Genomic DNA, 22,212 nt, shown 5'->3' with positions numbered 1-22,212 from the left:
ATGCCTGATTTTAAAGGTGAGCAAGCCACTCATTATGATGAAAGGATCACGCGGCTCGTGCCCGGCTACGAACTACTACATGGTTTGACAGCTGCACAATTAAACGTGCTGTTTCCTGATGAAGCGACAATCCTAATTGTGGGAGCAGGTACGGGTAAAGAGGTTATAGAGTTAGCTAAGCTTAATTCTACATGGTCTTTTATTGTGCAAGATGTTTCTGCTGATATGCTCGCAATCGCAGATCAAAATTTTACTAACTTGGGCATAAGTCATAGGGTAAAAATACAATGTGGTGAGTTAACGTCTCTAACTGAGCGTGTTGATTGTGCCCTATGTTTGCTAGTTCTACACTTCTTAGAAGATAACGGTGCAAAGAAAACGCTTTTAAATCAGATTAATAGTGTTTTAAAACCAAGTGCGCCTTTATTTCTTGTTGACCTTATGAAGCCAGAAACCCAGTTTGAACGAGAGGCGCAGTTAGTATTTTGTCGTACTCTGGGTTTAACTGAAATAGGCCAGACTCGTATGCGGCATAACTTAGTACATGAGTTTTATCCAATTGATCGAATGCGTTTAAGTGAACTACTCGATGAATGTGGTTTCAACGCTCCCCACCCTTTCTTTAAGGCGCTTGGTTTTACTGGGGTAAGTTGTAATAAGCGCACTGATACCAATCCGCAATAACACTTAATCATTTTGAGGGATTAAACCTGATGATAGCGGCGTTAAAGATTTCTCATTTACGACTGCATGGATGCAGAAGGTAGGGCAATGCAGGAGCAATTGCCGAGAACAATTAAATAACGAAATATTTGCCTTGCCTACATGGATGTAGGTACCTCAGCGATAGCAGGACGCGTGAGCGGTGCTAGCAACAAGGTTTTCTTGCCTCAAAAAAAGCGGATTGGTATGAGTTTTAAGCACTCGTGCGTTCTAACTCAGTTAAGAGCTCTACCAGCCGAGTTATCTTTATATTACTTAATTGCCTGTAGTCTAAATACGGACAGATCACTAAATTACTAACTTTGTCGATTGCGAACTCCTCATCTATCCATACCAAAGAGTTAGTAAAAATGTGATCTCTGAGTAATTTCTTGGCATATGTTCTGCCTGCAATAACATGAAATTTATAATTTTTTTCAGAGAAGTTTGGTGGACTAAAGAGCAGTGCTTCTTGGCTATGCCTTTGTAGCAGTACTTTATCTCGGTAGTCTTGCCAACGCTTAAAGTTAGTAAAATGATGATCTCGGTGCTGCCACTCAGCCAAGATTTTTGCATAAATATTGAAAACTTTACGCCAGCCATTACCACAAGCTTGGTTTATAGCATTGATCTCACCTGTGCTAAGTTCTTGTACTGATTGAAGATTGTGGTATTCAGACATGCTGGGCGGGTTTTCAACATAGATTGCGATTAAGCCCTCTTCTACTCCTAATCCTTGAGTTGATAATTTCATGATCTGTGTTGTGCTAGCAGGCTATCAAGGGCGTTGGCGAAGGTTTGCTTATCGGTGCTGTTTAATTTTGCTGGTCCCCCTGACATTTCTACACCACTGCTTCGCATAGTATCCATAAAATCCCGCATATTAAGGATTTGCTTGATATTGTTCTCAGTAAACTTTTCGCCTCTTGGGCTCAATGCAAAAGCGCCCTCCTCTAGTACTTCTGCAGCAAGTGGAATATCAGAAGTGATAACCAAATCGTCCTTCTTAACTCTTTTTACAATCTCATTATCAGCAATATCAAAGCCTTTGCTCACTTGGAGCAAGTTCACATATTGTGTGACAGGGACGCGCATACTATGATTTGCGACCAATGTTGTGTGTGTTTTAGTGCGCTCAGCTGCGCGGAAAAGTATTTCTTTGATAACTGCTGGACACGCGTCCGCATCGACCCAAATATGCATAAATAAGCTCTGAGTTAGTAAAAATTTGGTGTGGGTGATGATGATACCAATAAAACCTAAATCAGCAAGTGTAAAGCCCCTTTACACTCAAATTGAATATGGCTTATGAGGCTCAGTGTCATCTTATTTTCATAGAAACTCTTAAAATAGCGAGCTATCTTTCTGCCCATGAAAGATATTGAGATCATATTTTTACTAACTAAAAAGACGTTAAGCTTAATGATACTTTATAAAGATCAGCTTTTTACCAACTGGCTTTGTGACAGATCACGATTTTACTTACTGAATTCCCTTAATTAATTCTAAGATCATATTTTTACTAACTAAAGGTCTTTTTAATTGTTTATTTAAGGCTTCTAGATCATGTTTTTACTAACTAGATGACCAATTAGTTCTTAAAAGATCATTATTTTACTAACAGGCTTAGTAAAATAGTGATCCTAAAAGAGTTATCAATATTCAAATGCTAATAACTTTTCCATATAGAAGATGTTTTTTCACTAATAGGCGGTCATTGTAATAAGACTAACACTTCAGTTGATAAAATCATGATCTGTATGACCCAATAAAATAGCCAATTATTATAAGTGGGATTAAAGCTACTAGATTGGTAATGGAAAAAGCTTGAAGGTATTAATCATTAACAGTCCTTCAGAGAGTGTGTTAGTAATGCTAGTTCGTGGAGCTGTTTATTTAAGTAAACTTTATTGCCCTTAATTCAGATTAACTTAGTAAAATAACGATCTGAACATGAACTGCTAGTATGAGAATATGAACTTAATTGACCAAATTACGACGTGTCGACTTTGTGACGATGAACTTCCTTGCGGTGCTCGACCTGTTATTCAAGCCTCACCGGTTGCTAAAATTCTGATCTCAGGGCAAGCCCCTAGTTTGAAAGTTCATCAAACAGGAAAGTTATTCAACGATCAAAGTGGCGAAACCCTTAGAGATTGGCTGGGAGTAACCGAAGCACAGTTTTATGATACTGACTTGTTCGCTATTGTGCCGATGGCATTTTGTTATCCGGGTAGAGGAAAAAGTGGAGATATACCCCCACCGAAGATATGTGCACAAACTTGGCAGCAGCCACTACGAGATTACTTTAAACAAATACAATTGCACATATTAGTTGGTCAGTATTCACAGCGTTATTATTGTAACAATTTTAAATCAGTGACCCAGCTGGTGCAGCAATGGCCTTCTATGCTACCTGAGCGTATTGCTTTGCCTCATCCTAGTCCGAGGAACCAGCCATGGCATGCGAAAAACCCCTGGTTCGAACAAGCGTTAATACCTGAGCTAAAAGAACAAATAAAAAAGTTAATCACCGGTTAAAGTTATTTTAACGAAAAGGCATTGTTTTTTTAGATAAGTCAATACATACTTGCTTTGCATTACACATGATTACAAATATTAACAAGTACATTCTCAAGGATAGAATATGCTCAACAAGGTTACTGGCTGGTGTGCTGTTTTATTATCACTGATGGCCTTTTACCCTAGTAATATGACAGGTGGTTTGTCGTGTATTGGCTTCTATATAAGCTTGTTCGCAATGTTTATTGGTGCCTATGCAAGTAGTTTTGGCAAATATATTTACTTTTACTTGGTTTTTCTTTTTTCACTGATCAATATCTTCGTTATCAATGATGGAACGAATGTATTTTTGTTCTCACAGCAAAATGACTGGGTTTATGTTTTATCTATGTACGGTATTTTTGCAGTCGTGAGTGTTGTTTGTTTTGGTCTGCTCAGAAAAGAAACACTGCTAGCGCAACTAGATGCAGTTAATTAACCTGAGCTTAGGTTAATTAGTCTACTTTAATAAGTTGGTTATTCAATTAGCCAACTTACTTCCCTCCCCTCTTCCTTTTATATATCTCTTGCCTTCTGTACTTGGCGTTTTAGTGACTTCATGGTAGTTTTTGGCAAATTTATTTTCAAAGAGACAAAAGCCATGCCTAAGGCAAGTGAAATAAAAAAACATAATGCCATTGATTACAACGGTCGCGTAATGATTGTGCGTGATATCGAACGTTCAGTACCTCAGGGTCGTGCTGGCGGAAGTTTATACCGTATGCGTATGTACGATGTTGTTACTGGTGGCAAAGTTGATGAAACCTTTAAAGCTGAAGAAATGCTAAATCTGGCTGATTTAGTTCGTCGCCCGGTTATGCTTTCTTATATCGACGGTGAAGAACACGTATTTATGGATGAAGAAGATTACACACCATATAACATCAATACGTCTTCAATTGCTGAGCAAGTACTATTTATTAACGAAGAAACAAAAGGCTTGCAGGCTGTTTTAGTTGAAGGTTCGCCGGTTTCTATCGACTTACCATCGAGCGTAGAGCTAGTTATTGAAGACACATCACCTTCAATTAAAGGCGCTTCAGCAAGTGCACGTACAAAGCCAGCAACATTAACGACAGGTTTAATTGTTCAAGTACCAGAGCATATTTCTACAGGTGACAAAATCAAAATTAACACTGACGAGAAAAAATTCATGGGTCGTGCAGATAGCTAACCCCTTCGGCTGCGGTTTTTATTAACCGTAGCCAATAATTTTGCCCACTTCGATTTAACAAAACTTTAACCTTTGTGTCTTTCCTGATAGAATCCGTTCCTATTTTATTATTTGTCTTTTTTAGTGACATTAAATAGATATTTTTATTCTATTTTTGCTACGGATTAGCAAGGGTTTTTAATGAGTTATATTCCAGATACAAGTGCACAGGACTCACAAGTCGCCACATCTAAACAAACCAAAAAGTGGGTTATTTATACTGCTTCATTATTTGCATTTTTAACGTTTTGTTATGCTTTTATTCTTCCCCTAGTTGAAGGCTGGGTTGGGGGTAAATCAGCGATTTCTCTCGATAAACTTAAGCTGGCACAAGTCACACAAGGCGATTTTATCCGAGACTTTTCTGTACAAGGTAAAGTGATAGCAGCTCGCCGCCCTGTTTTATACAGCCCCGCACAAGGTACCGTTACTTATTTAGTAGATGCGGGCGATCGTGTAGAGATGGGTCAAGCGCTAGCGCAAGTAGAAAGCCCAGAGCTTCAGAGCTTGTTTGATCAAGAAAATACTCAACTCTCAAGGCTGAGAACGCAACTAGCGAGAGAAAAAATCCAGGCTAAACATATCCAGCTGCAGCAAGAAAACCGCATTGGCCAAGCAAGAGTTGCACTTAACGCCGCGAAAAGAGAAATGCGCCGTTCTGAAGAAGCAAAAGAAAATCAAATCATCAGTGATATCGATTTTCAAAAAGCCAAAGATGATCTTGAAAATGCACTGCGCGAGTTTGAACATGTGAATAAAGAAGTGGCGCTACTAAAAGAAAGTCAGCAATTTGAAATTCAAACCTATGAATTTGAATTTAATGCACAAAAGGTAAAAGTCGCTGAATTACAAAGGCAAGTGTTAGGCCTTGAAGTACGTTCTCCGGTTGCTGGTTTGGTAGGCAATTTAAATCTAGAACAAAAAAATACAGTCAGTAAAAACCAGCCATTAATGAGTGTCGTTGACCTCAGTGAATATGAAGTCGAAGTGTTAATTCCAGAAACTTATGCCGATGATTTAGCCCTAGGCATAGAAGCCGAGATCAATTTTAACGAGCAAAGCTTCATGGGAAACCTAGTTGCCATGTCTCCTGAAATAACCAAGGGGAGTGTTCAGGGGAAAGTGAGATTCACGGGCACAGCGCCTGATAATTTAAGACAGAATCAGCGGCTCACGACACGCTTGATACTAGAACAAAGATCGCAAGTAAATTATCTACCAAGAGGCCGATTTTTACAAAGCTATGATGGTATGCACATCTATGTACTACGTGATAACGAAGCGGTAAAAGTGCCAGCAAAGCTCGGTACGAAAAGTTTATCTAAAGTCGAGGTGATTTCAGGCCTCGCGCTTGGCGATACTGTAGTTATTTCTGATTATCGAATTTTTGAGAAGGCTTCAAGCGTCAGAGTCCTTCAATAAAATATATTAATTAAGTTTGCTCAACGGAGTAGCAACTTATCTCATCGTTTTGGAAGAATAAAAAAATAAGGAAAGGAAATGTTGAAAATGACTGGGCTTGCAAAAGCCTACATAACTTCTGATATTAAAACACAGGCGCTCCAGCCATTTGATTTAGCTATAGGGCAGGGAGAGTTTGTTTCTGTCATCGGTCCTTCTGGTTCGGGTAAAACCACTTTTTTGAATATTGCTGGGCTACTCGAAAATCACAGCGATGGCGTATACGAACTCGATGGGAAAGATGTTTCTAAGATGTCTGATAAGCAAAAGTCGGCTTATAGAAATGAAAAAATTGGCTTTGTTTTCCAGAGCTTTAACCTGATCCCAGAACTTAATTTATACGACAATATTGATATGCCTCTGCGCTATCGAAAATTCAATGCAAAAGAGCGTGATGAGCGCATCATGAAAGCGTTAGAGCAAGTTGGCCTTGCTGGTCGTAAAAATCATTATCCAACACAATTATCGGGTGGTCAGCAGCAACGTGTTGCTATTGCCCGTGCGATTGCAGGTTCGCCAAGTGTTATTTTTGCCGATGAGCCTACAGGTAATTTAGACTCAAAAATGGCTCAAGGTATTATGACATTGCTGCAAGACATTAATGCGTCAGGCACGACGATTATTATGGTGACCCATGATAATGAGCAGGCACAACTTGCGCAGCGAATTGTGCAAATAAAAGATGGTGTGCTAAGTGAAGAGTCGCCTATTTTGACTCAAGCTATCGCTTAAGGAGTCAAAATGTTTTCATATTATGTGAAATTAGCGATGATTAGCTTTAAGCGAACACCATTACTTAGTTTTTTAATGGTCATGCTTATTGCTATGGGCATTGGCGCAACAATGACGACCTATACCGTCAACTATATGATGAGCCAAGACCCCATACCTTCAAAAAGCGATAACTTATACTCAGTACAAATTGATAGTCGAGGTGATGGCGTAGATTATAGTTACCTCGATACTATCCCACCAGAAATGACTTATCAGGATGCAATGAGCATCCTCAAATCTGATATTCCCAAATATCAAGCTGTGATTAGTGCAATCCGTACGACCGTAAAAAATCCAGCAAAGCATGGCACTGCAGTAACAAGAGAAGTACGTACAACCAGTGCTGACTTTTTTCCTATGCTTGAAGTGCCATTCTTATATGGCAGAGGCTGGGATGAAACGGCGGATAACAACGCAGAGCAAGTTGTTGTATTAACTAAGCAAGCAAATATGCGCTTTTTTGACGGAGAAAACTCAATTGGCCAAACACTGCAGTTAGGTGAGGATTTATATCAAGTAGTGGGCGTGCTTGATGATTGGTTAATAGTTCCTAAGTTCTATGGCCAAAATAATACTATGTATTCACAACCTTTCGATATTTTCATGCCATTTAGCACACAGGTAAGCAAAGAAATTTTTACCACATCTCTAATTAATCTCGCGTGTTGGAAACCGGCTGAAGATGAAAGTACAGCTGCTTTTCTTGCTTCTGAATGTACTTGGATCAAAATTTGGGCTGAGCTAGAAAATGATGAAAAAAAGCAGCAATTCCAACTGTTTTTAGATAACTATGCGCAACAGCAGCAAGCACAAGGGCGCTTTGCTAACCGCATTTTGAATAAACTTGTATCAGTTAAACAATATCTTAGCGAACAAAAGATTGTCCCTGAAGATAGCAAAATAGCAGTGTCGCTTGCCGCATTATTTTTGATTGTTTGCTTACTTAATTGCATGGGGCTGATGATGGCGAAATTCCATGGTAAAGCCGGAGAAGCAGGATTGCGCCGAGCTGTCGGGGCGAGTCGACAACATTTAATTGCACAATTTTCAGTGGAACTAGCGGTTGTAGGCTTTATTGGGGGCGTTTTAGGTCTGCTTTTAGCACAACTTGGCTTAGTTGCTATGACGAATTTATACAGTCACTTGCATAGTTCGCTAATGCAAATGAATACCCTGATTGTGGTTATTACTTTGGCTTTAGCTGTAGTGATCAGCTGCATTTTTGGTTTGATACCGATTCTAAAAGCCAGCCGAATTCAACTTTCAAGTCAGCTAAAAAGCTTATAGGAGTTAATTATGAGAGATTTAGCCCCGATAATTAAAGCTTTATTTAAAGAGAAACTGGTACCTTTTCTGCTGATTTTACAGATAGCAGTTACTTTTATGGTGATGGTGAATGCTGTAAATATGATCAGTGAGCGCGAGAAGTTGATGTCTAGGCCCACTGGTGTTGATGAAGAAAATGCTTTTTATGTTTTGACGAATTTGCAGGGACCTGCTGAGAATTATATCGCAAACTTGAGCCATGATTTGGCAAGCTTACGCGCAATTGAGGGGGTTGAAGCGGTCTCCCCACTCAATGGTGTACCTCTAGGATTTTGGGGGAGTCATGTTACAGTTTATCGAAATCTTGGCGATGAATATGCAATAGATAATGCCGGTTATTATGGTTCTGATGAGCATATTGTTGAAAACTTAGGCCTTAATTTAATCGCCGGAGAAAACCTGACTCTAAGTGACACGACCATTACCGCGACGGGTAGTCATAATATCTCTGCGAATATATTAATTACCAAAGCCTTTGCTGAGCTAGTGAGCCCTGAGGATTGGCAGCAAGCAGTGGGAAAAACAATCTATATCACTAATACACCTCATAGGATTAAAGGCGTCGTTGAGGCACTGCAAGGTGCTTGGCCAAGGTGGTATGGTGTTGACGGCACAATTATTTCGCCAGTGATCGATGTATACAACACAATTCGTTATTTTGTGCGTGCTAAACCCGATCAGCTTGATAATGTAATGGAAGAAGTTAACAAAGTACTGCTAAACACACCTGGGCGCGTCATTGAAAAAATGCAGACGATGGAAGAGGTGAGACTAAGGGCGTATAAAGATGATAATGCGAGTAGCAAGCTACTTATATCAGTCTGTATTGGATTATTACTTGCGACAAGCTTAGGCATTTACGGGCAAGCTCGCTTTTCGGTTAATCGTCGTAAAAGGCAGATAGGCACGCGCAGAGCATTAGGGGCAAGTAAAGGTCAGGTTATTCGATTCTTTATGCTTGAAAATGCCGTGGTCAGCCTTACGGGACTTGTTATTGGCTTTATTGCAGCATTATCTCTTAGTGAACAATTTGCTCAACATTTTGGTTTAACACCAGTGCCGTTGCCGTATTTATTATCGGGTATGGTTGCACTGTTTGTGTTAGGGCAGCTATCAGTGAGTTATCCTGCACTGCAAGCGTCAAGAGTGGAGCCTGCTATCGCAACGCGCAGTGCTTAAATACTTTCGCTTAATTGAAAAAGCCAGATCATGTTTTTACTAGGTAAAATTTTGATCTGGCTTTATTGTGTCTGAACAGTTATTTCAGCATCTCTTTATTGATCAATTGCTTAATCTCTTTCACTAAAGCAATACTGGCCTCATTATCGCCGTGTACACACAAAGTATCTGCCTTCAGTGTGAGCATGCTTCCTGAGCCCGTTGTGACTGTGCCTTGAGTCAACAACTGCTGGACTTGTGCCATTAAGGCAGGCTTGTCATGCACTGCATTAGGTTCACTTCTTGGGGTTAAACGCCCTTCGTTGGTATATAAGCGATCCGCAAATGCTTCAAACAACAATGGTAGGTTATATTTTTCAGCCATAGCCAAGTGCGACGCTTGCTCGTTGGTCGCCAGTAACATCAATTTTAGTGGCTTGGCATAGCTACTCACTGCCTGCATAACCGTCTCCAAAATGCCGTTATCGGCCATCATATCGTTATACAGTGCACCATGTGGCTTTACATAGCTAATTGATAAACCATGAACTTGTGACATGCCATCTAAAGCTGCAATTTGATAGTGCAAACAATTTACTAACTCATCATGACTGAGCTTCATAGAGCGGCGACCAAAACCTTGCTTGTCGGGATAGCTTGGGTGAGCACCAATTTGCACATTATGCTGTTTAGCAAGCGTGAGGGTTTGAGCCATCACATCCGGGTCACCAGCGTGAAAGCCACAAGCAATATTTGCCAAATCAATTACTTGCATAGCGTGGCTATCTAAACCCATTTGCCACGCACCAAAGCTTTCACCTAAATCGCAATTTAATAACATGTTTGCTTCCTTTAAATACTGACAGGGAGTTGGCCTTCAGGCTTTTCTAAACCCAAAATCACTTTAGCGAGCGCAGTAAACGCAGGACCAGAGATCATATTTTTACTAACTACATCGACATTGTAGGCGTAACTGGCCAAAACTGCTTCTGCGTATGGTGCATAAGTCGGGATCTCATAAGGGGCGCGCAGGCTAATAAATAGCGTTGGCTTTTCAGCAAATTTTGCCTGCTTAAGCAGCGCTAGTAATGCTTTTGGCTGTTCATTACGTTTGAGCTTAAAACTGTCAAGGGCCTTTACATCATCCATACCACCAATCTCCACTGCACTTTGTTGTGGGCTGGCATGGGCGGCTATGATCAGGTCTGAGTTAGTAATATTTTGATCTGCCTGTTTTGGATCAAATCCTTGCAAGCTACTGCACGTAATATTTAACTCTTGCTTGCTTAAAGAGAGCAGAGCTTGCTCAAGAGCATGGCATTTTTGTGTATCAGGCATGACCAAATGAATGCGCTTATGTTTAGCTTGAATTGGCAGTAGGCCTTGGTTTTTTACTTGAGTGATGGCCGCAACAGCGAGTTCACTTTCAAGTTGACGGTGACTCGGGTTACCTAATGTCGCTTTAGCAATGGCGGCAGAGCGGTGTGCTTGGCTTGCTAAAAACTGTTGCTTGAGTGAAATAATACGCTGTGCCGATTGTGCTATTTCAGTTTTATCTAGCTCACCTAGAGCAACTGCCGCATTCAGTGCACTCATTAGTTCATCAAGCTTTTTTATATCGTCAGGGGTACGAATGGCAATCGGCATCAGAGCTATATCAACCCCGGCTTTAAAGGTTTCAATCACTGCGGATGTTGGGGTAAAGAAATGGCTGATCCCCGCCATATCAAGTGCATCTGTGACTGTTACGCCTTGGTAGTTGAGCTTTTCTCGTAGCAAGTCATGCATAATTTTACGCGACAATGTAGCCGGTTTAACCATGACCTCACCTTGCTTATTCACAAAGGTGCTGTTATCGAGTGCAGGGTATTGAATATGCGCCGTCATGATCATACCCGGCGCGTGCTTATCAATAATGTACTTAAAAGGCGCCAGCTCTACTTGTTCAATGCGTTTTAAATCGTGTTTAACAAGCGGCAAACCAGTGTGGCTATCGACCGAGGTATCACCATGACCCGGAAAATGTTTTAGCGCTGAAATAACATTTTGCGCTTCAAATGCTTCAACTTGTGCGGCGCCCATTTTGGCAACTTCGAGTGGGTTCTCTGAGAAAGCGCGAACGTTGATCACAGGATTATCTGCGTTGTTATTCACATCCACGGTTGGCGCAAAGTTTACATTAATACCAAGGCTATTTAGTTCTTTACCAATGGCGGTGGCCACTTCACTTGCATAGTGAGTACCGTGTTTATGATAGGTGGCTCCTATGCTCATATTACCCGTGAAAGAAGTCGCCTCAGCACGGTTGATTCGAGCTACACGGCCACCTTCTTGGTCAATCGATATAAACAAGGGTTGTGGATGTTTAGCTTGCTGAGCAGCCGATTGTAACTCATTGGTGAGTTTTACGATTTGCGCAGTATCTGGCACGTTTTCGGCGAATAAGATCACGCCACCAATATGGTGTTTAGCAATCAACTCGGCAAGTGGTTTAGGCAACTCGGTCATACCTTGTCTACAGGCTTTTGACTCGCCACTTTCGCAGTAATAACGAAAATCTAGCATCAACTTTTGACCAAGTTGTGCTTCTAAAGGTAGTTCAGAGGCATGATTGAGCGATTTCGCTGCACCGCTGGCACTGATTGTCATGGCGATCACCATCCCGATATTTTTTAAAAATTGCGTCACAGGCTACCTAAATTATCTGGCCTTAAACTGAATGGGTTAATTTAGCATTTGCAGCAATAGATTGATAACCCGAACGACTAAACATACAGTTTTTAACAATTTAATGTTGAGTAATTTATAAACTCTCAAGTCTATAGGAGAGCATTTATACAAGGAAATAAGGATTATGTTTTGATTAGACTCACTTCTTTCTCAGCGTTTAAGCTGGCTAATATTGCTTTAATAAGTTTTACACTCACAGGTTGTGGGTCCGACGTGGCGCCAGAGGTCCCACCAATTGATAAAACCAAACTTTCAGAGCAGGTCGGTATAGGCCAAGACGGCGAGCTACAGCTGCATTTAGAGAATATAAGGTTGGCTTATAACTTGCCGGCGATCACAGCCTTAACAGTAAAAGACGGACTTGTGTTTGAAATAGCCAGTACAGGCTATCGCGATATACATACCCAAACTTTAGTAACTGATAATGATCGTTGGGCTATTGGTTCACTAACAAAGTCTATGACGGCAATGGTCGCTGCGCGATTAGTAGAGCAAGAGGTAATTTCTTTTGACAGCACTATTGCCGATATTTTTCCCGAACTTAAAGGCCAAATAAGGGCCGAGCATGAATCAATCTCGTTAAAGCAGTTATTAAATATGACATCGGGGTTAAAAAAAGATATCGATATAAAAGATAGGCGCTGGTTCGATATCTCGAAGACAACACTTATGTTGCGAAGTATGTTGACAAAAGAGGTGCTTAATACCGCACCTGTGCAAAAGCGGGGGCAATATGAATATAGTAATGTAGGCTATACTATTGCCGGACATATGCTTGAGCGGGTGACAAACCAAACTTGGGAGCAACTGATAAGCGAGGAATTATTTTCGCAATTAGGCATTACAAACTTTGGTTTTGGTGAGCCGAGCTTTGAACAAAGTGATCAACCCAAAGGGCATACTTATAAAAATGGAAAATGGCAAGCTATCACTGCTGGCAAAGAGATCATTCCAAAAGTATATGGCCCTGCGGGTACTGTTAATATTAGTTTGTCAGAGCTCGCCTTATATTTATCTAAGGTATTAGAGGGTATGAAAGGTGGTGACAATATACTTAGTAAAGAGAGTTATAAAACCTTACATACGATTTATAGTGAAGCTCAAGAGCCAGGAGTAGGCTATGCGATGGGTTGGTTTGCAAAGCTAGATAATACGGCATTTCGACATGATGGTTTCACAGGGTCTTTTTCTGTTAGTAGCTTTTTATATCCAAATGAAAACAGTGCTTACTTTATTGCTGTCAATGGTGATACGGAGAATGCGGCAAAAGCCCTTTTCGCAGCGTTAGAACTATTAAGAGAAAGAAACTTTAGCAACTAAATCATGAACTTTAAATTTTGTTAAAGTTAAAGTCAGCTAACAGCGCTGTAGGCTCATAGAGTTAACTTTTGTGGGTTTCGGCAATTATTTGTCGAAGCTCAAAACTGTTTGCTTGCTCCTCCTTTATGACACTTGTCATATCAATCAATGACAAAGCTCACTGAAACTCTTTTTCGCCTTTCGCCATACTAAACCCATCAAAGTTAATCTCGCACTGAGGAATTGGTTATGGAAAGCATCATGTGGGCAGTTTTAGGTATGGCATATAGTTTAATCGCATTCGCATTAAGCTCTTATAAATACAATCGCGGTAAGCCGTTTAATGGTAAATCAAGAAACACCGAGGTGAACTATGACTAATTCAGCAGTAGTTTCAGTTAAAAACTTACACCATAGCTATGGTAACAAAGCCGTGCTTAAGGGCTTAGACTTCTCGCTACAAGCGGGCCGAGTTTACGGGTTTTTAGGTGCCAATGGCGCAGGTAAAACAACGTTAATTAACTTGCTACTCGGCCGATTAAAAGCGTCACAAGGTAGCGTTGAAATACTGAGTAGTACAGCGGGTTCTGGTGCTGCGAAAGCTAAAGTAGGCGCTATGCTACAAATCGGCAGTTTACCTGCGAATTTGACTGTACTTGAACAACTCAATCTATTCGCGAGCTACTATCAGTCCCCAATGTCTGTATCTAAAGCACTGCGTTTGAGTGACTTAAATGCCCATGAAAACACAGCATTTAGCAAATTATCCGGTGGTCTAAAGCAACGCTTGTTGTTTGCCATTGCCATTATTGGCGACCCACAACTGGTATTTTTAGATGAGCCTAGCTTGGCAATGGACGTAAATGCCCGTCAACAAATGTGGCAAACCATTCGACAATTAAAAGCACAGGGTAAAACGGTGATTTTAACCACGCATTATATGGAAGAAGCTGAAGCCCTAAGCGATGAGCTATTCATTTTAAATGAGGGAAAGATCATCGCACAGGGCTCGCCAAGTGAGTTAAGTCACAATATGCAGTTAAGTGAAGTGAGCTTTGCTTGTGAACTAAATGAGTCTGAACTTTCGACATTATTACCTGAGTGGTCGTGGCTGGTAAATGAGGGTAAGGCAACAACTCGATGTAAATCACCAAACACACTTTTAAAGCAAGCATTTGCAAATGGGCTTAGCTGCGACTTACTCAGCGTTAAACCTTCATCGTTAGAGCAAACCTTTATTTCACTCACAGAAACCGCTGAACACGAAAATGAAACACCAGTAAATTCAGCATCAGACAAATCAGCCAAGGAGCAAGCAGCATGAGTAACATAAGTTTATATAGTCTTAAACAAGAAGCGTGGTGCGACTCTAAAAGTGTATTTAGAAACTTAGGCTTTGTGATCCCGACTTTGGCGTTTCCATGCGCCTTTTACTTGTTTTTTGGTGTCGCTATGGGAGATGAAAAAACCAGTAGCTATTTGCTAATAAACTACATCATTTTTGGGGTGATGGGCCCAGCTTTATTCAATTTTGGGGTCAATGTCGCAACCGATAGAGAGCAAGGCTTATTGGCGTTGAAACAACTATCGCCTATGCCTGCTAGTCAGTACTTAATGGGTAAAACTTTTACGGCCTTAGTGTTTTCGACCTTGATATTTATTCTTCTTTCTAGTTTTGCTGTGTTATTCGCAGGCGTAAGTATGTCGCTACTTAAGTGGGGTCAGGTATATGCATTAGCGCTGTTAGGCACTTTACCATTTTGCATGCTTGGCTTAGTGATGGGCTTAAGTTTTTCAGCCAAATCGGCTCCCGCGCTTGTTAATCTAATTTATTTACCCATTTCGATGCTGTCAGGTTTATGGTTACCTATTACTATGTTTCCTGAAGCACTACAGTGGTTTGCATGGGTATTGCCAAGCTATCACTTATCTCAATTAGGGCTGAGTATTTTAGAGATGCACCAAGGCTTTAATTTAGTGTGGCATTTATTAGGCGTTGCATTATTTACATTGCCGTGTGGATATCTAGCAGCAAAAAAGTACAACGCCATGAAATAAAATCATATTGTAACGCCCCTTTACAGAGAGGGGCTTTACCTCTGGGCTTCATTCCTTTACTCTTAACCTGTTGTTAATTATTTCTTAAAAAACATGAAGTTTAGTTTTCAGATTTTCCAGTTCGATTGTGAACACAAAATCCTTACCCGCCACGGAAAGGTTATTAAGCTAAAAGACAGAGCTGCGAATATGCTCAAGTTCTTTATTTTGAATAACGATAGAATTCTGTCTAAAGCAGAGCTATTAGAAACGGTTTGGCCAGAAAAAACCGTGTCTGAACAAGTCGTCTTTCAGAATATCAGTCACTTACGTGCTATTTTTGGTAACGATGCCATCAAAACCTTTTCAAAAAGAGGTTACCAATGGCAATTAGAGCTTACTGAAGTCACAGAGCAAGCTGAAGAAGTTGTCGCGGCCCCAGCGTCACAAGCGGCTACTAGCACAGCACCTGTTGCAGAAGAAAGCAAAGCTGTGAGTGAGTCAAAAAATAATGAAAGCTCAGACAGTGCTCAGCAAAATGCTGCGCCTGCTTCTGAAAGTTCACCTGAGCAGCCTGCAAAAGAGAGCAAGTCGACAGCTTGGCTAGGCATCTTAGGCGCCGCATCATTAGTTGTAGCAACAGCAATTTGGATGGCTGTTAAGTCTTAATCTATTTCTCTCTCTTTCTTTTATAAAGCGATGGTAAACATCGCTTTATTGCCCTCTACTTTTTCTATAAAAGTCATAACCTTAAAAACTCTTTTGAACTTTTCTGTACGCATCTTGGTCAGCTATACCAACCCTCTTAATTAAACGAGCTATTTTGAGGCAAGAAAAACTTGTAGATATTGAGGCGAAAATTTTGATGTCTAGTTGTTCTCGGCAATTGATCCTGCATTGCTCTACCTTCAGCATCCATGCAGTCGTAAATAAGAAATTTTTAACGAAGCTAGCGTCAGTTTTAGTCCCTAAAAATGATAGAGTATTATTGAGGGGGGGTATTTTATACAACTACTACCAAGGAAGCATAATAATGAAATTATCAACAGTATTTGCAGTAAGCTTATTAATTAGCAGCTCTCTTTTTAGTCACTTTAGTTACGCCGAAGGGCGCAGTATTGAATATGGCGAGATGAATCAAGTGCGCGACATCGCCACTAATCAGACAAAATCAAAGTATTTCAAAACTGCATTTAAACTGACAATTAATAACCCCCGACATTAAGTTTAGTGATGTAAAAGTTTGGCTTGAGCGAGAGGGCCAGTTAATTGCCAATGCAGTCATTGATAAAGAAGGAAATATCAGTCTACCTATTCTGCCTCAAGACGAAGCAGAGAAGACTATGTTACACACAAATAAAAATAAAGATGATGTGGGTATTAGCTTATATACGGATGTGACCCCACTTGATAGTGATTTGCTTAAATATTACGACGTATTTGTTTTGCTTGATGATATTAACGGTTTCACCGAGCAGATGGCAGGTGGATTTTCTATTTTCATTCCTAGCATGGACGAAATCAAATTCACCTTTGATGCCCCCGCAACCATTACTGTAAAAGACAGCAAAGGCAAAACCAAAACATACAAAACAGGCGATGAGTTTGTGATTGAAATTCCAAAAAAGAAACGCTGGATGCAAAGCGACACTTGGCTGCAATTTAGTGCTTTACCAACTAGATACGAGCCGATTAATTAACTTTAATATTTTCTGAACACTATATTCAATCCGAAACTTATACCCTTGTAGGTCGTCGTTTACGGCGACAACACATTTGGTGTTATTTTTCAGGTCTAAGCTATAAGTTTAAATTTTACATCTTATAATTGACCTTCTCATAGAAGCAAACCCTGTAGGCGTGATTTTACATCGCGCAATCTACCCCACACCAAAGCAAACCCATTAGGCGCGATTTTATATCGCGAAATTTACCCCGCACCAGAGCAAACCCTGTAGGCGCGATTTTATATCGCGCAACGTAGCTCAGCACTCAAATATCGCTTTACTCAAAACCGTAAAGCCCCTTTACAAACTAACACTGTAATCTGCTTTACTGTCACTAGATCAACAATTGAACGCTACTTGGGTAAGGTTACTCGAAGTCATCATCAAGGAGATATGACATGGAAGATTTTAGCCCTAGCGATTTAAAAGCAATATTGCACTCCAAACGCGCCAATTTGTTCTACTTAGAATATTGTCTAGTAATGCAAAAATAATTTTCTGAGATGATGGTATATCTATTAATCAAGCTGCATTACGTATGCTTTCACAAACCGGCGAGCTAGCAAGCTTTAAACTTACTTCTTACCTCTCCAGCTTGTGAACTCTATTTGGCCTTTGTGTATTATTGAAGTGTATCATTCGATCTAACAAAGGTATCTTTGTCATTTTGTTTAAAGTAAATAGGGTAAGTTTGGGTAACTTTTCTAAAATCGGCATGGTCTTGCGCCTGTATATGCAGATGAGGTTCAGAAGTATTACCAGAGTTACCACATTCACCGAGTAAAGTTTCGCCTTGCTTAACCTTATCACCCACCTTCAAGGCGATGGAGTTTTGTTTCATATGAGCGAGTAGCACATAAACGTTATTGCTATGTTTGATGGTAACAAAATTGCCTACGGGGTTGGCTTTATCACTGTCGCCAATGGCAACATCGGGCAGACCGCTCTCAGCAGATACCACTTCCCCATCAATTGGCGAATATAAAGGTGCGCCAAAGCATGTGTAGTCAGTGAGTTTTTTAGAGGGCATTCCGTCAGCATCGAGTGTTGAGTTTGGTAAAATAAAATCAACGGCATAGCGTTGTGATATAGCCGGGTAGTGGTGGTTATATAAAACACTGTTGCCACCTTGTCCAACGACTGCGAGTGATTTGAATGGGTTGTTTAAAGTAATGGCGTTGTCGAAAGTGGTTTTCTGATACTGAATAAACTCTTTGCCCATAAATAAACAAAAGCAGCCCATTACGGCAAGTATAGGCCAATTGACTTGTTTGCTAGGTAATATGGCATATGCAATTGAAAAGATGCAGCTGGCAATAACAAAATACTTAAAGCCATTATACAAGCCTTCACCCATTTGAAATTCTGGCAGTCTGCTGGTGTTATAAAAGGCGATAAAGGCGTAAAACGCGCCAATAATCAATAGTTTTATCCAATAACTATGTCCAAGCTGAATAAGGTTTTGTTGCCAATAATCTATGCCAAATTGACCTTTCATTAACTGATATATCAACAATCCCAAGTGAGTCAGCACACTTACTGCTAAAAATAAAAACAGCGCATTATATAAAACGCCCGCTTTTTGGCTGGCAATTAAAAAGCCAGCTAACAGAATTGCAATAATGATATTCACATAGTTCATAATTTTTCCTCGGTGATTTTTTTTCAGCGTATAACAGTGAAGTATGTAATTGATAGCATGAGGAAAACACTATATTGTTCAGTATCAATTATTGAGACGGAGCAGTGCAAAATATGCGACTTCACACCAAACAAACTATTTCTTTTTGCTTGAATGCTGTTCGTAAAGGGTTAAAGATGCAAGGTTTAAGCTATGCACAAGTTGCCGAAGTAATGGGAGTATCAGAAGCAACCATTAAGCGTATGCTGCACGATGATTCGATCCGTTTTGATAGGTTATTAACCTTGTGTAATTTAGCCAAGCTTTCCATGGCGGAGTTAATGGCACAGGCCGAAGAAAAACCTGCTAGCCATAGTTATTTTACCGACGCACAAGACGCGGCTTTTGCGAACTATCCTCAATTATTGGCATTTTTCTCATTACTTGCATTTGAAAAGCAATCGCCTGATGACATCGCTCATACCTATGATTTATCGCCCTCTGAGTGTTACTTATACCTTCGCGCGTTGGAGAATATTGGCCTCATCAAATTATTAAAAGACGATAAAGTGCAGTTTTTATTTAACTTGCCTATTGGTTTTTCCCCTACTAGTTTAGTACTCAAGAGAACTTTAATTGATAAAGTGAATCGCAGTCTGGAAACATTTTTCTCTGAGCCAGAGAGTGAGGATTTTGCGCTGGTTAAGCCTCTGCATTTACCTACAAATGTGCATATAAAAATGCTGGAAGAACTTAGTCAGATTGTTGATAAATATGCGCAAATGTCTGAGGTTTTTGGGCATGAAGGTGACGCTGTCACCAGAGAAGTGCTCATTATGAATTACTTAGATGTCCCTGAGCCTGAGTTGGCGTTAAAGCCTGTGCCTAAAATGTAAGAAGTAAGCTTATCTTAAAGTCGAATAACAATCTAAGTCGCCCTGAACAACTCAGGGCGATTTAGACTTTAGCTTATTCTTCATAACCATTAGCAAAGGTTCTTACTAACGCTTCTATTTCAGTAAATGTTTGTTCACTGTTTTCATTAAACGCATCGGCGTTGGTCAACAAAACAAAGCCGTTTTTACGTTTTAGGTCGGCAAATATTTTATTGCGTACGCCAAAGTCGGTGCCGCCATGAGAAATAAACTGCTGGTCGATATTCCAAAAGTAGCCATGGTGGAGCACGGTTTGTGTAGGCTCATATTGTATCGATAGCATGTTTTTAACGGCGTTTTGATCAAGTACTTGTTCATCACCGATTTTGCCTTCATGGATACTGGCAAGCAAAAATTGACTCAAGTCTTTCACGCTAGAGACTGCATTACCATCGCTGTATGTGACAGAGCCGTAATCTGGCAGAGTGAATAATTCGCCGGTTTGTGGGCTAAATCCCGCTCGCTGAACAATGGGCTTTTGAGGTTTGTCGATGGCCCATTCTGTGTTGTGCATATTGAGTGGACCAAACACCGTTTTTTGGCTCAAGCTAGGTAGGCTTTGCTGACTATCTTGTTCAAGTACGAAGCCGGCCAGTGCTGCGCCAACATTAGAATAAATAGACGCTTCACCCGGCGTTAGTCCAAATTGGCTGCTAAAATTTTCATTAAAATAATAGTCACCTTGTGCTGACAAATAATTTTCGAAAAAGCGTGGCATATCTGGGTCAATTTCTTGCGGGCAGTTGTTATTCTGTGCCAATAAGTTCATTAAACTGCTGTGGTTGTCACGTAAATAGTAGCTACACAAATAGACGGCGTTATTGTCGAGAATACCACTGCTGTGGGTGATCAAATGTCTTAGGGTAATGGGTTTATCAGATGTCGGGTTATCAATTGAAAACGGCAGCAGTGGCGCGATGTTTTTATCTAATTTGATCTGCCCTTGACCTTCTGCATGAGCCAGTGTGGCACCCAGCAGAGTCTTACTGACTGAAGCGAGGTAAAAGCGACTATCTGCTGTCACTGGGGTTCCGCTTTCATCTGCGATCCCAAAACCATTTTGATAAACCACTTTGCCGTCATGAATTACGCCCACTGCGATGCTGGGAATATTGCCTTTGGTTTGTAATTGCTCAAGTGAGGCTTCGAATTCATCTACTGCAAGTGTTGGGTGAGTGTGTTTGTTCAGTTGCTCAAGCGCAAAGTCATAACTTGAAAAGCGTGCTTCGTCGAATGAATGAACTGAGAAGGCGCTCTGTGCGTGCTTTGGCACAATACCTGTTAACTCAAATGCTTTACCTTGAGCGTTGCGATACACCTCGTTTGAAAGGCCGATCTCCCAGCCATTTGGCAGCGTAAACGTTAATATGTCAGACAGTGCGCCTGAGGTTGGTTCGCCAACAGTATGAATATGGTCGAACTGTTCTAAAGTCATAGCCAGCACTTCGCCTGCACTTATAGTCATTTGACTGGTTAGCAAGTAAACTGGGTTCGTATAAGCGCTGTCATTTTTAAGCACTTGATACCTAACTGGTACGCCCATGCCAGCAGGTGTCACTGCTTGTTTATTAACTGCGAGTACGGTTTTATTTGCAAAATAGTTGGCAACTTCTAAGGCGATGGCATCGTGTCCACCTTGATTATTACGTATATCTAAAATGAGGCCATCAGTATCTTTTAATTGTGCCATAACTTTATCGAGTAATGTTTCTGCAGCTGCCAGTTGTACTTCGGCGGTGGCATCATCGGTGTCGCTAAAACTCTCTAAGTTATTGAGCACAATAATCCCGACATTGTCAGCGGTTTTGCCCCAAAGTAAGGTCGGAAAATCACTCTGCGCAGGAAATTGCGACATGCTGTCAGGTTGTAAGTAAGCTTTGCTAATTTCAGTATAATGGCCAAGCATGGTATTAAATACGTCATCTAAACTGGTTTGCTCGCCTGCTCTTAAAAAGTTTCCTTGAATACCGACCGCGGCTTTCATAAAAGGGCTGTCTTTACCGACATAAAAGTTGGCATCTTTGGCCCAGATATTCACGTGTCCGTCTTTTAATGGGGCAACCATTGCTGCGAGTGTGCTAAATAGTGCTTCGTCAGTCATGTCGTCACTAATTTGCGGTTTAAATTTTACATATTGCTGTGACCAATCAACGCCTCTTAACTCAAAGAAGGCATAGTAGTCGTTAAAGGCATGCCAAAAATACTCAAAAACTTGGTTTGGACTTGCGCTCTCAGTGACATTAATTGGTGTATTACACAGCGCTGGTAGGGTTTTATTTGTGGTATAGGTTTGGGCATGAATTTCGCCTTTTTCTCGCAAGCTTAATGTGGTATCGGTTGATTTAAGTTCAGCGATGAAGTCTTTATTGGCTTGTTCATGACTTAATTGGTTCACTTTTATGCAACCAAAAGTATTGTATTCATAAGCACTTACCTTGTTATCTTGAATGTCTAACACGGCGCCGTAAGCGGTTTTATTCCATACGCCTTCGGCTTTTTGCAGTTCGGTGCGCGTATCTTTGTCACTAGAACATCCGCTTAGTACTAGGGTGGCGAAAAGTGCGGTTGCAATGGGTGTACGAGAAAACAATTTGACTGACATTTTTTATATCCCTTGATGAAATGAGCGTTTAGCTTAGAGGGATGAGGGGTAATAAACTGTTGTTA

General features: G+C 40.6%; 22 protein-coding genes. 16 read left to right on the top strand and 6 right to left on the bottom strand.

From position 1 onward, the window contains the following. Complete coding sequence (locus tag ACGHEH_RS07160) at nt 1–684, top strand: class I SAM-dependent methyltransferase (protein WP_390443367.1); 684 nt, start codon at nt 1–3, stop codon at nt 682–684. A 232-nt stretch (nt 685–916) separates the two neighbouring features. On the opposite strand, the gene ACGHEH_RS07155 is transcribed toward ACGHEH_RS07160, so the two are convergent. Together ACGHEH_RS07155 and ACGHEH_RS07150 are read right to left on the bottom strand one after the other, a co-directional pair. Further along, nucleotides 917–1,456, bottom strand: a complete 540-nt coding sequence (locus ACGHEH_RS07155; RefSeq protein WP_390443364.1) for a DUF6942 family protein — start codon at nt 1,454–1,456, stop codon at nt 917–919. Then, nucleotides 1,453–1,905, bottom strand: a complete 453-nt coding sequence (locus ACGHEH_RS07150) for a YaiI/YqxD family protein (protein WP_390443362.1) — start codon at nt 1,903–1,905, stop codon at nt 1,453–1,455. Before ACGHEH_RS07150 ends, ACGHEH_RS07155 begins: the two co-directional genes overlap by 4 nt. A 771-nt stretch (nt 1,906–2,676) precedes the next feature. Here ACGHEH_RS07150 and ACGHEH_RS07145 point away from each other — a divergent pair. The 7 genes from ACGHEH_RS07145 (at nt 2,677) to ACGHEH_RS07115 (ending at nt 9,217) form a co-directional block, all read left to right on the top strand. Beyond that, nucleotides 2,677–3,243, top strand: coding sequence for a uracil-DNA glycosylase family protein (locus ACGHEH_RS07145; RefSeq protein WP_390443359.1), 567 nt, complete (start codon nt 2,677–2,679; stop codon nt 3,241–3,243). A gap of 106 nt (nt 3,244–3,349) precedes the next feature. Next, nucleotides 3,350–3,703, top strand: a complete 354-nt coding sequence (locus ACGHEH_RS07140; RefSeq protein ID WP_390443356.1) for a hypothetical protein — start codon at nt 3,350–3,352, stop codon at nt 3,701–3,703. 162 nt (nt 3,704–3,865) lie between these two features. Beyond that, nucleotides 3,866–4,438 carry an elongation factor P-like protein YeiP gene (yeiP, locus tag ACGHEH_RS07135; RefSeq protein ID WP_058031736.1) on the top strand — a complete coding sequence of 191 codons (573 nt, stop codon included), beginning with the start codon at nt 3,866–3,868 and terminating at the stop codon, nt 4,436–4,438. A gap of 180 nt (nt 4,439–4,618) precedes the next feature. After that, nucleotides 4,619–5,899: an efflux RND transporter periplasmic adaptor subunit gene (locus ACGHEH_RS07130; RefSeq protein WP_390443353.1), complete on the top strand. Its 1,281-nt coding sequence runs from the start codon at nt 4,619–4,621 to the stop codon at nt 5,897–5,899. A gap of 78 nt (nt 5,900–5,977) precedes the next feature. Then, the gene (locus tag ACGHEH_RS07125; RefSeq protein ID WP_390443351.1) at nt 5,978–6,670 is read left to right on the top strand and encodes an ABC transporter ATP-binding protein; all 693 of its coding nucleotides are present in this window, start codon (nt 5,978–5,980) and stop codon (nt 6,668–6,670) included. A gap of 9 nt (nt 6,671–6,679) precedes the next feature. Beyond that, nucleotides 6,680–7,999, top strand: coding sequence for an ABC transporter permease (locus ACGHEH_RS07120; protein WP_390443348.1), 1,320 nt, complete (start codon nt 6,680–6,682; stop codon nt 7,997–7,999). A gap of 9 nt (nt 8,000–8,008) precedes the next feature. After that, on the top strand, nt 8,009–9,217 hold the full coding sequence (locus ACGHEH_RS07115; RefSeq protein WP_390443345.1) for an ABC transporter permease: 1,209 nt from the start codon (nt 8,009–8,011) through the stop codon (nt 9,215–9,217). Between the two features lie 79 nt (nt 9,218–9,296). Here ACGHEH_RS07115 and ACGHEH_RS07110 read toward each other — a convergent pair whose 3' ends face one another. Next, a complete protein-coding gene (locus ACGHEH_RS07110) occupies nt 9,297–10,037 on the bottom strand; it encodes a 5-oxoprolinase subunit PxpA (RefSeq protein WP_390443344.1) in 741 nt (246 codons plus the stop codon). Nucleotides 10,038–10,048: 11 nt separating this feature from the next. Further along, nucleotides 10,049–11,845, bottom strand: a complete 1,797-nt coding sequence (locus tag ACGHEH_RS07105; RefSeq protein WP_390444175.1) for a glycoside hydrolase family 3 protein — start codon at nt 11,843–11,845, stop codon at nt 10,049–10,051. A 294-nt stretch (nt 11,846–12,139) separates the two neighbouring features. Here ACGHEH_RS07105 and ACGHEH_RS07100 point away from each other — a divergent pair, with 294 nt between their 5' ends. The 7 genes from ACGHEH_RS07100 (at nt 12,140) to ACGHEH_RS07070 (ending at nt 16,962) form a co-directional block, all read left to right on the top strand. Further along, nucleotides 12,140–13,246 carry a serine hydrolase domain-containing protein gene (locus ACGHEH_RS07100; RefSeq protein WP_390443341.1) on the top strand — a complete coding sequence of 369 codons (1,107 nt, stop codon included), beginning with the start codon at nt 12,140–12,142 and terminating at the stop codon, nt 13,244–13,246. Nucleotides 13,247–13,474: 228 nt separating this feature from the next. Then, on the top strand, nt 13,475–13,606 hold the full coding sequence (locus tag ACGHEH_RS07095) for a hypothetical protein (RefSeq protein WP_349287089.1): 132 nt from the start codon (nt 13,475–13,477) through the stop codon (nt 13,604–13,606). After that, complete coding sequence (locus ACGHEH_RS07090) at nt 13,599–14,549, top strand: ABC transporter ATP-binding protein (RefSeq protein ID WP_390443338.1); 951 nt, start codon at nt 13,599–13,601, stop codon at nt 14,547–14,549. Before ACGHEH_RS07095 ends, ACGHEH_RS07090 begins: the two co-directional genes overlap by 8 nt. Beyond that, entirely contained in the window at nt 14,546–15,283 is a 738-nt protein-coding gene (locus tag ACGHEH_RS07085; RefSeq protein WP_390443336.1) for an ABC transporter permease, read from the top strand. Before ACGHEH_RS07090 ends, ACGHEH_RS07085 begins: the two co-directional genes overlap by 4 nt. A 189-nt stretch (nt 15,284–15,472) precedes the next feature. Further along, a complete protein-coding gene (locus tag ACGHEH_RS07080) occupies nt 15,473–15,931 on the top strand; it encodes a winged helix-turn-helix domain-containing protein (RefSeq protein WP_390443334.1) in 459 nt (152 codons plus the stop codon). A 364-nt stretch (nt 15,932–16,295) separates the two neighbouring features. Beyond that, nucleotides 16,296–16,487, top strand: coding sequence for a hypothetical protein (locus ACGHEH_RS07075; RefSeq protein ID WP_390443331.1), 192 nt, complete (start codon nt 16,296–16,298; stop codon nt 16,485–16,487). Nucleotides 16,488–16,605: 118 nt separating this feature from the next. Then, nucleotides 16,606–16,962: a hypothetical protein gene (locus tag ACGHEH_RS07070; protein ID WP_390443328.1), complete on the top strand. Its 357-nt coding sequence runs from the start codon at nt 16,606–16,608 to the stop codon at nt 16,960–16,962. A 649-nt stretch (nt 16,963–17,611) separates the two neighbouring features. Here the strand turns inward: ACGHEH_RS07070 and ACGHEH_RS07065 are convergent. Then, nucleotides 17,612–18,631 (bottom strand): M23 family metallopeptidase, encoded by a 1,020-nt coding sequence (locus ACGHEH_RS07065; protein ID WP_390443325.1) that lies wholly within the window; start codon nt 18,629–18,631, stop codon nt 17,612–17,614. Nucleotides 18,632–18,744: 113 nt separating this feature from the next. Between ACGHEH_RS07065 and ACGHEH_RS07060 the strand changes: the two genes are divergently transcribed. Further along, a complete protein-coding gene (locus tag ACGHEH_RS07060; RefSeq protein WP_390443322.1) occupies nt 18,745–19,506 on the top strand; it encodes a helix-turn-helix domain-containing protein in 762 nt (253 codons plus the stop codon). Between the two features lie 73 nt (nt 19,507–19,579). On the opposite strand, the gene ACGHEH_RS07055 is transcribed toward ACGHEH_RS07060, so the two are convergent. Further along, nucleotides 19,580–22,147, bottom strand: coding sequence for a serine hydrolase (locus tag ACGHEH_RS07055; RefSeq protein WP_390443319.1), 2,568 nt, complete (start codon nt 22,145–22,147; stop codon nt 19,580–19,582). Nucleotides 22,148–22,212: the final 65 nt, after the last annotated feature.

Origin of the sequence: Pseudoalteromonas sp. MTN2-4 (assembly GCF_042848605.1) — a bacterium.
Classification (GTDB): Bacteria; Pseudomonadota; Gammaproteobacteria; order Enterobacterales; family Alteromonadaceae; genus Pseudoalteromonas.
This window is presented reverse-complemented; position numbering and strand designations above follow the sequence as displayed.

Coding starts and splice junctions, on each gene's coding strand:
- ACGHEH_RS07105 (WP_390444175.1), bottom strand. CDS start 11,845: ATGACAATCAGTGCCAGCGGTGCAGCGAAATCGCTCAATCATGCCTCT.
- ACGHEH_RS07150 (WP_390443362.1), bottom strand. CDS start 1,905: ATGCATATTTGGGTCGATGCGGACGCGTGTCCAGCAGTTATCAAAGAA.
- ACGHEH_RS07155 (WP_390443364.1), bottom strand. CDS start 1,456: ATGAAATTATCAACTCAAGGATTAGGAGTAGAAGAGGGCTTAATCGCA.
- ACGHEH_RS07080 (WP_390443334.1), top strand. CDS start 15,473: ATGCTCAAGTTCTTTATTTTGAATAACGATAGAATTCTGTCTAAAGCA.
- ACGHEH_RS07160 (WP_390443367.1), top strand. CDS start 1: ATGCCTGATTTTAAAGGTGAGCAAGCCACTCATTATGATGAAAGGATC.
- ACGHEH_RS07130 (WP_390443353.1), top strand. CDS start 4,619: ATGAGTTATATTCCAGATACAAGTGCACAGGACTCACAAGTCGCCACA.
- ACGHEH_RS07060 (WP_390443322.1), top strand. CDS start 18,745: ATGCGACTTCACACCAAACAAACTATTTCTTTTTGCTTGAATGCTGTT.
- ACGHEH_RS07125 (WP_390443351.1), top strand. CDS start 5,978: ATGTTGAAAATGACTGGGCTTGCAAAAGCCTACATAACTTCTGATATT.
- ACGHEH_RS07075 (WP_390443331.1), top strand. CDS start 16,296: ATGAAATTATCAACAGTATTTGCAGTAAGCTTATTAATTAGCAGCTCT.
- ACGHEH_RS07140 (WP_390443356.1), top strand. CDS start 3,350: ATGCTCAACAAGGTTACTGGCTGGTGTGCTGTTTTATTATCACTGATG.
- ACGHEH_RS07120 (WP_390443348.1), top strand. CDS start 6,680: ATGTTTTCATATTATGTGAAATTAGCGATGATTAGCTTTAAGCGAACA.
- ACGHEH_RS07090 (WP_390443338.1), top strand. CDS start 13,599: ATGACTAATTCAGCAGTAGTTTCAGTTAAAAACTTACACCATAGCTAT.
- ACGHEH_RS07055 (WP_390443319.1), bottom strand. CDS start 22,147: ATGTCAGTCAAATTGTTTTCTCGTACACCCATTGCAACCGCACTTTTC.
- ACGHEH_RS07095 (WP_349287089.1), top strand. CDS start 13,475: ATGGAAAGCATCATGTGGGCAGTTTTAGGTATGGCATATAGTTTAATC.
- yeiP (WP_058031736.1), top strand. CDS start 3,866: ATGCCTAAGGCAAGTGAAATAAAAAAACATAATGCCATTGATTACAAC.
- ACGHEH_RS07085 (WP_390443336.1), top strand. CDS start 14,546: ATGAGTAACATAAGTTTATATAGTCTTAAACAAGAAGCGTGGTGCGAC.
- ACGHEH_RS07145 (WP_390443359.1), top strand. CDS start 2,677: ATGAACTTAATTGACCAAATTACGACGTGTCGACTTTGTGACGATGAA.
- ACGHEH_RS07065 (WP_390443325.1), bottom strand. CDS start 18,631: ATGAACTATGTGAATATCATTATTGCAATTCTGTTAGCTGGCTTTTTA.
- ACGHEH_RS07110 (WP_390443344.1), bottom strand. CDS start 10,037: ATGTTATTAAATTGCGATTTAGGTGAAAGCTTTGGTGCGTGGCAAATG.
- ACGHEH_RS07070 (WP_390443328.1), top strand. CDS start 16,606: ATGTTACACACAAATAAAAATAAAGATGATGTGGGTATTAGCTTATAT.
- ACGHEH_RS07115 (WP_390443345.1), top strand. CDS start 8,009: ATGAGAGATTTAGCCCCGATAATTAAAGCTTTATTTAAAGAGAAACTG.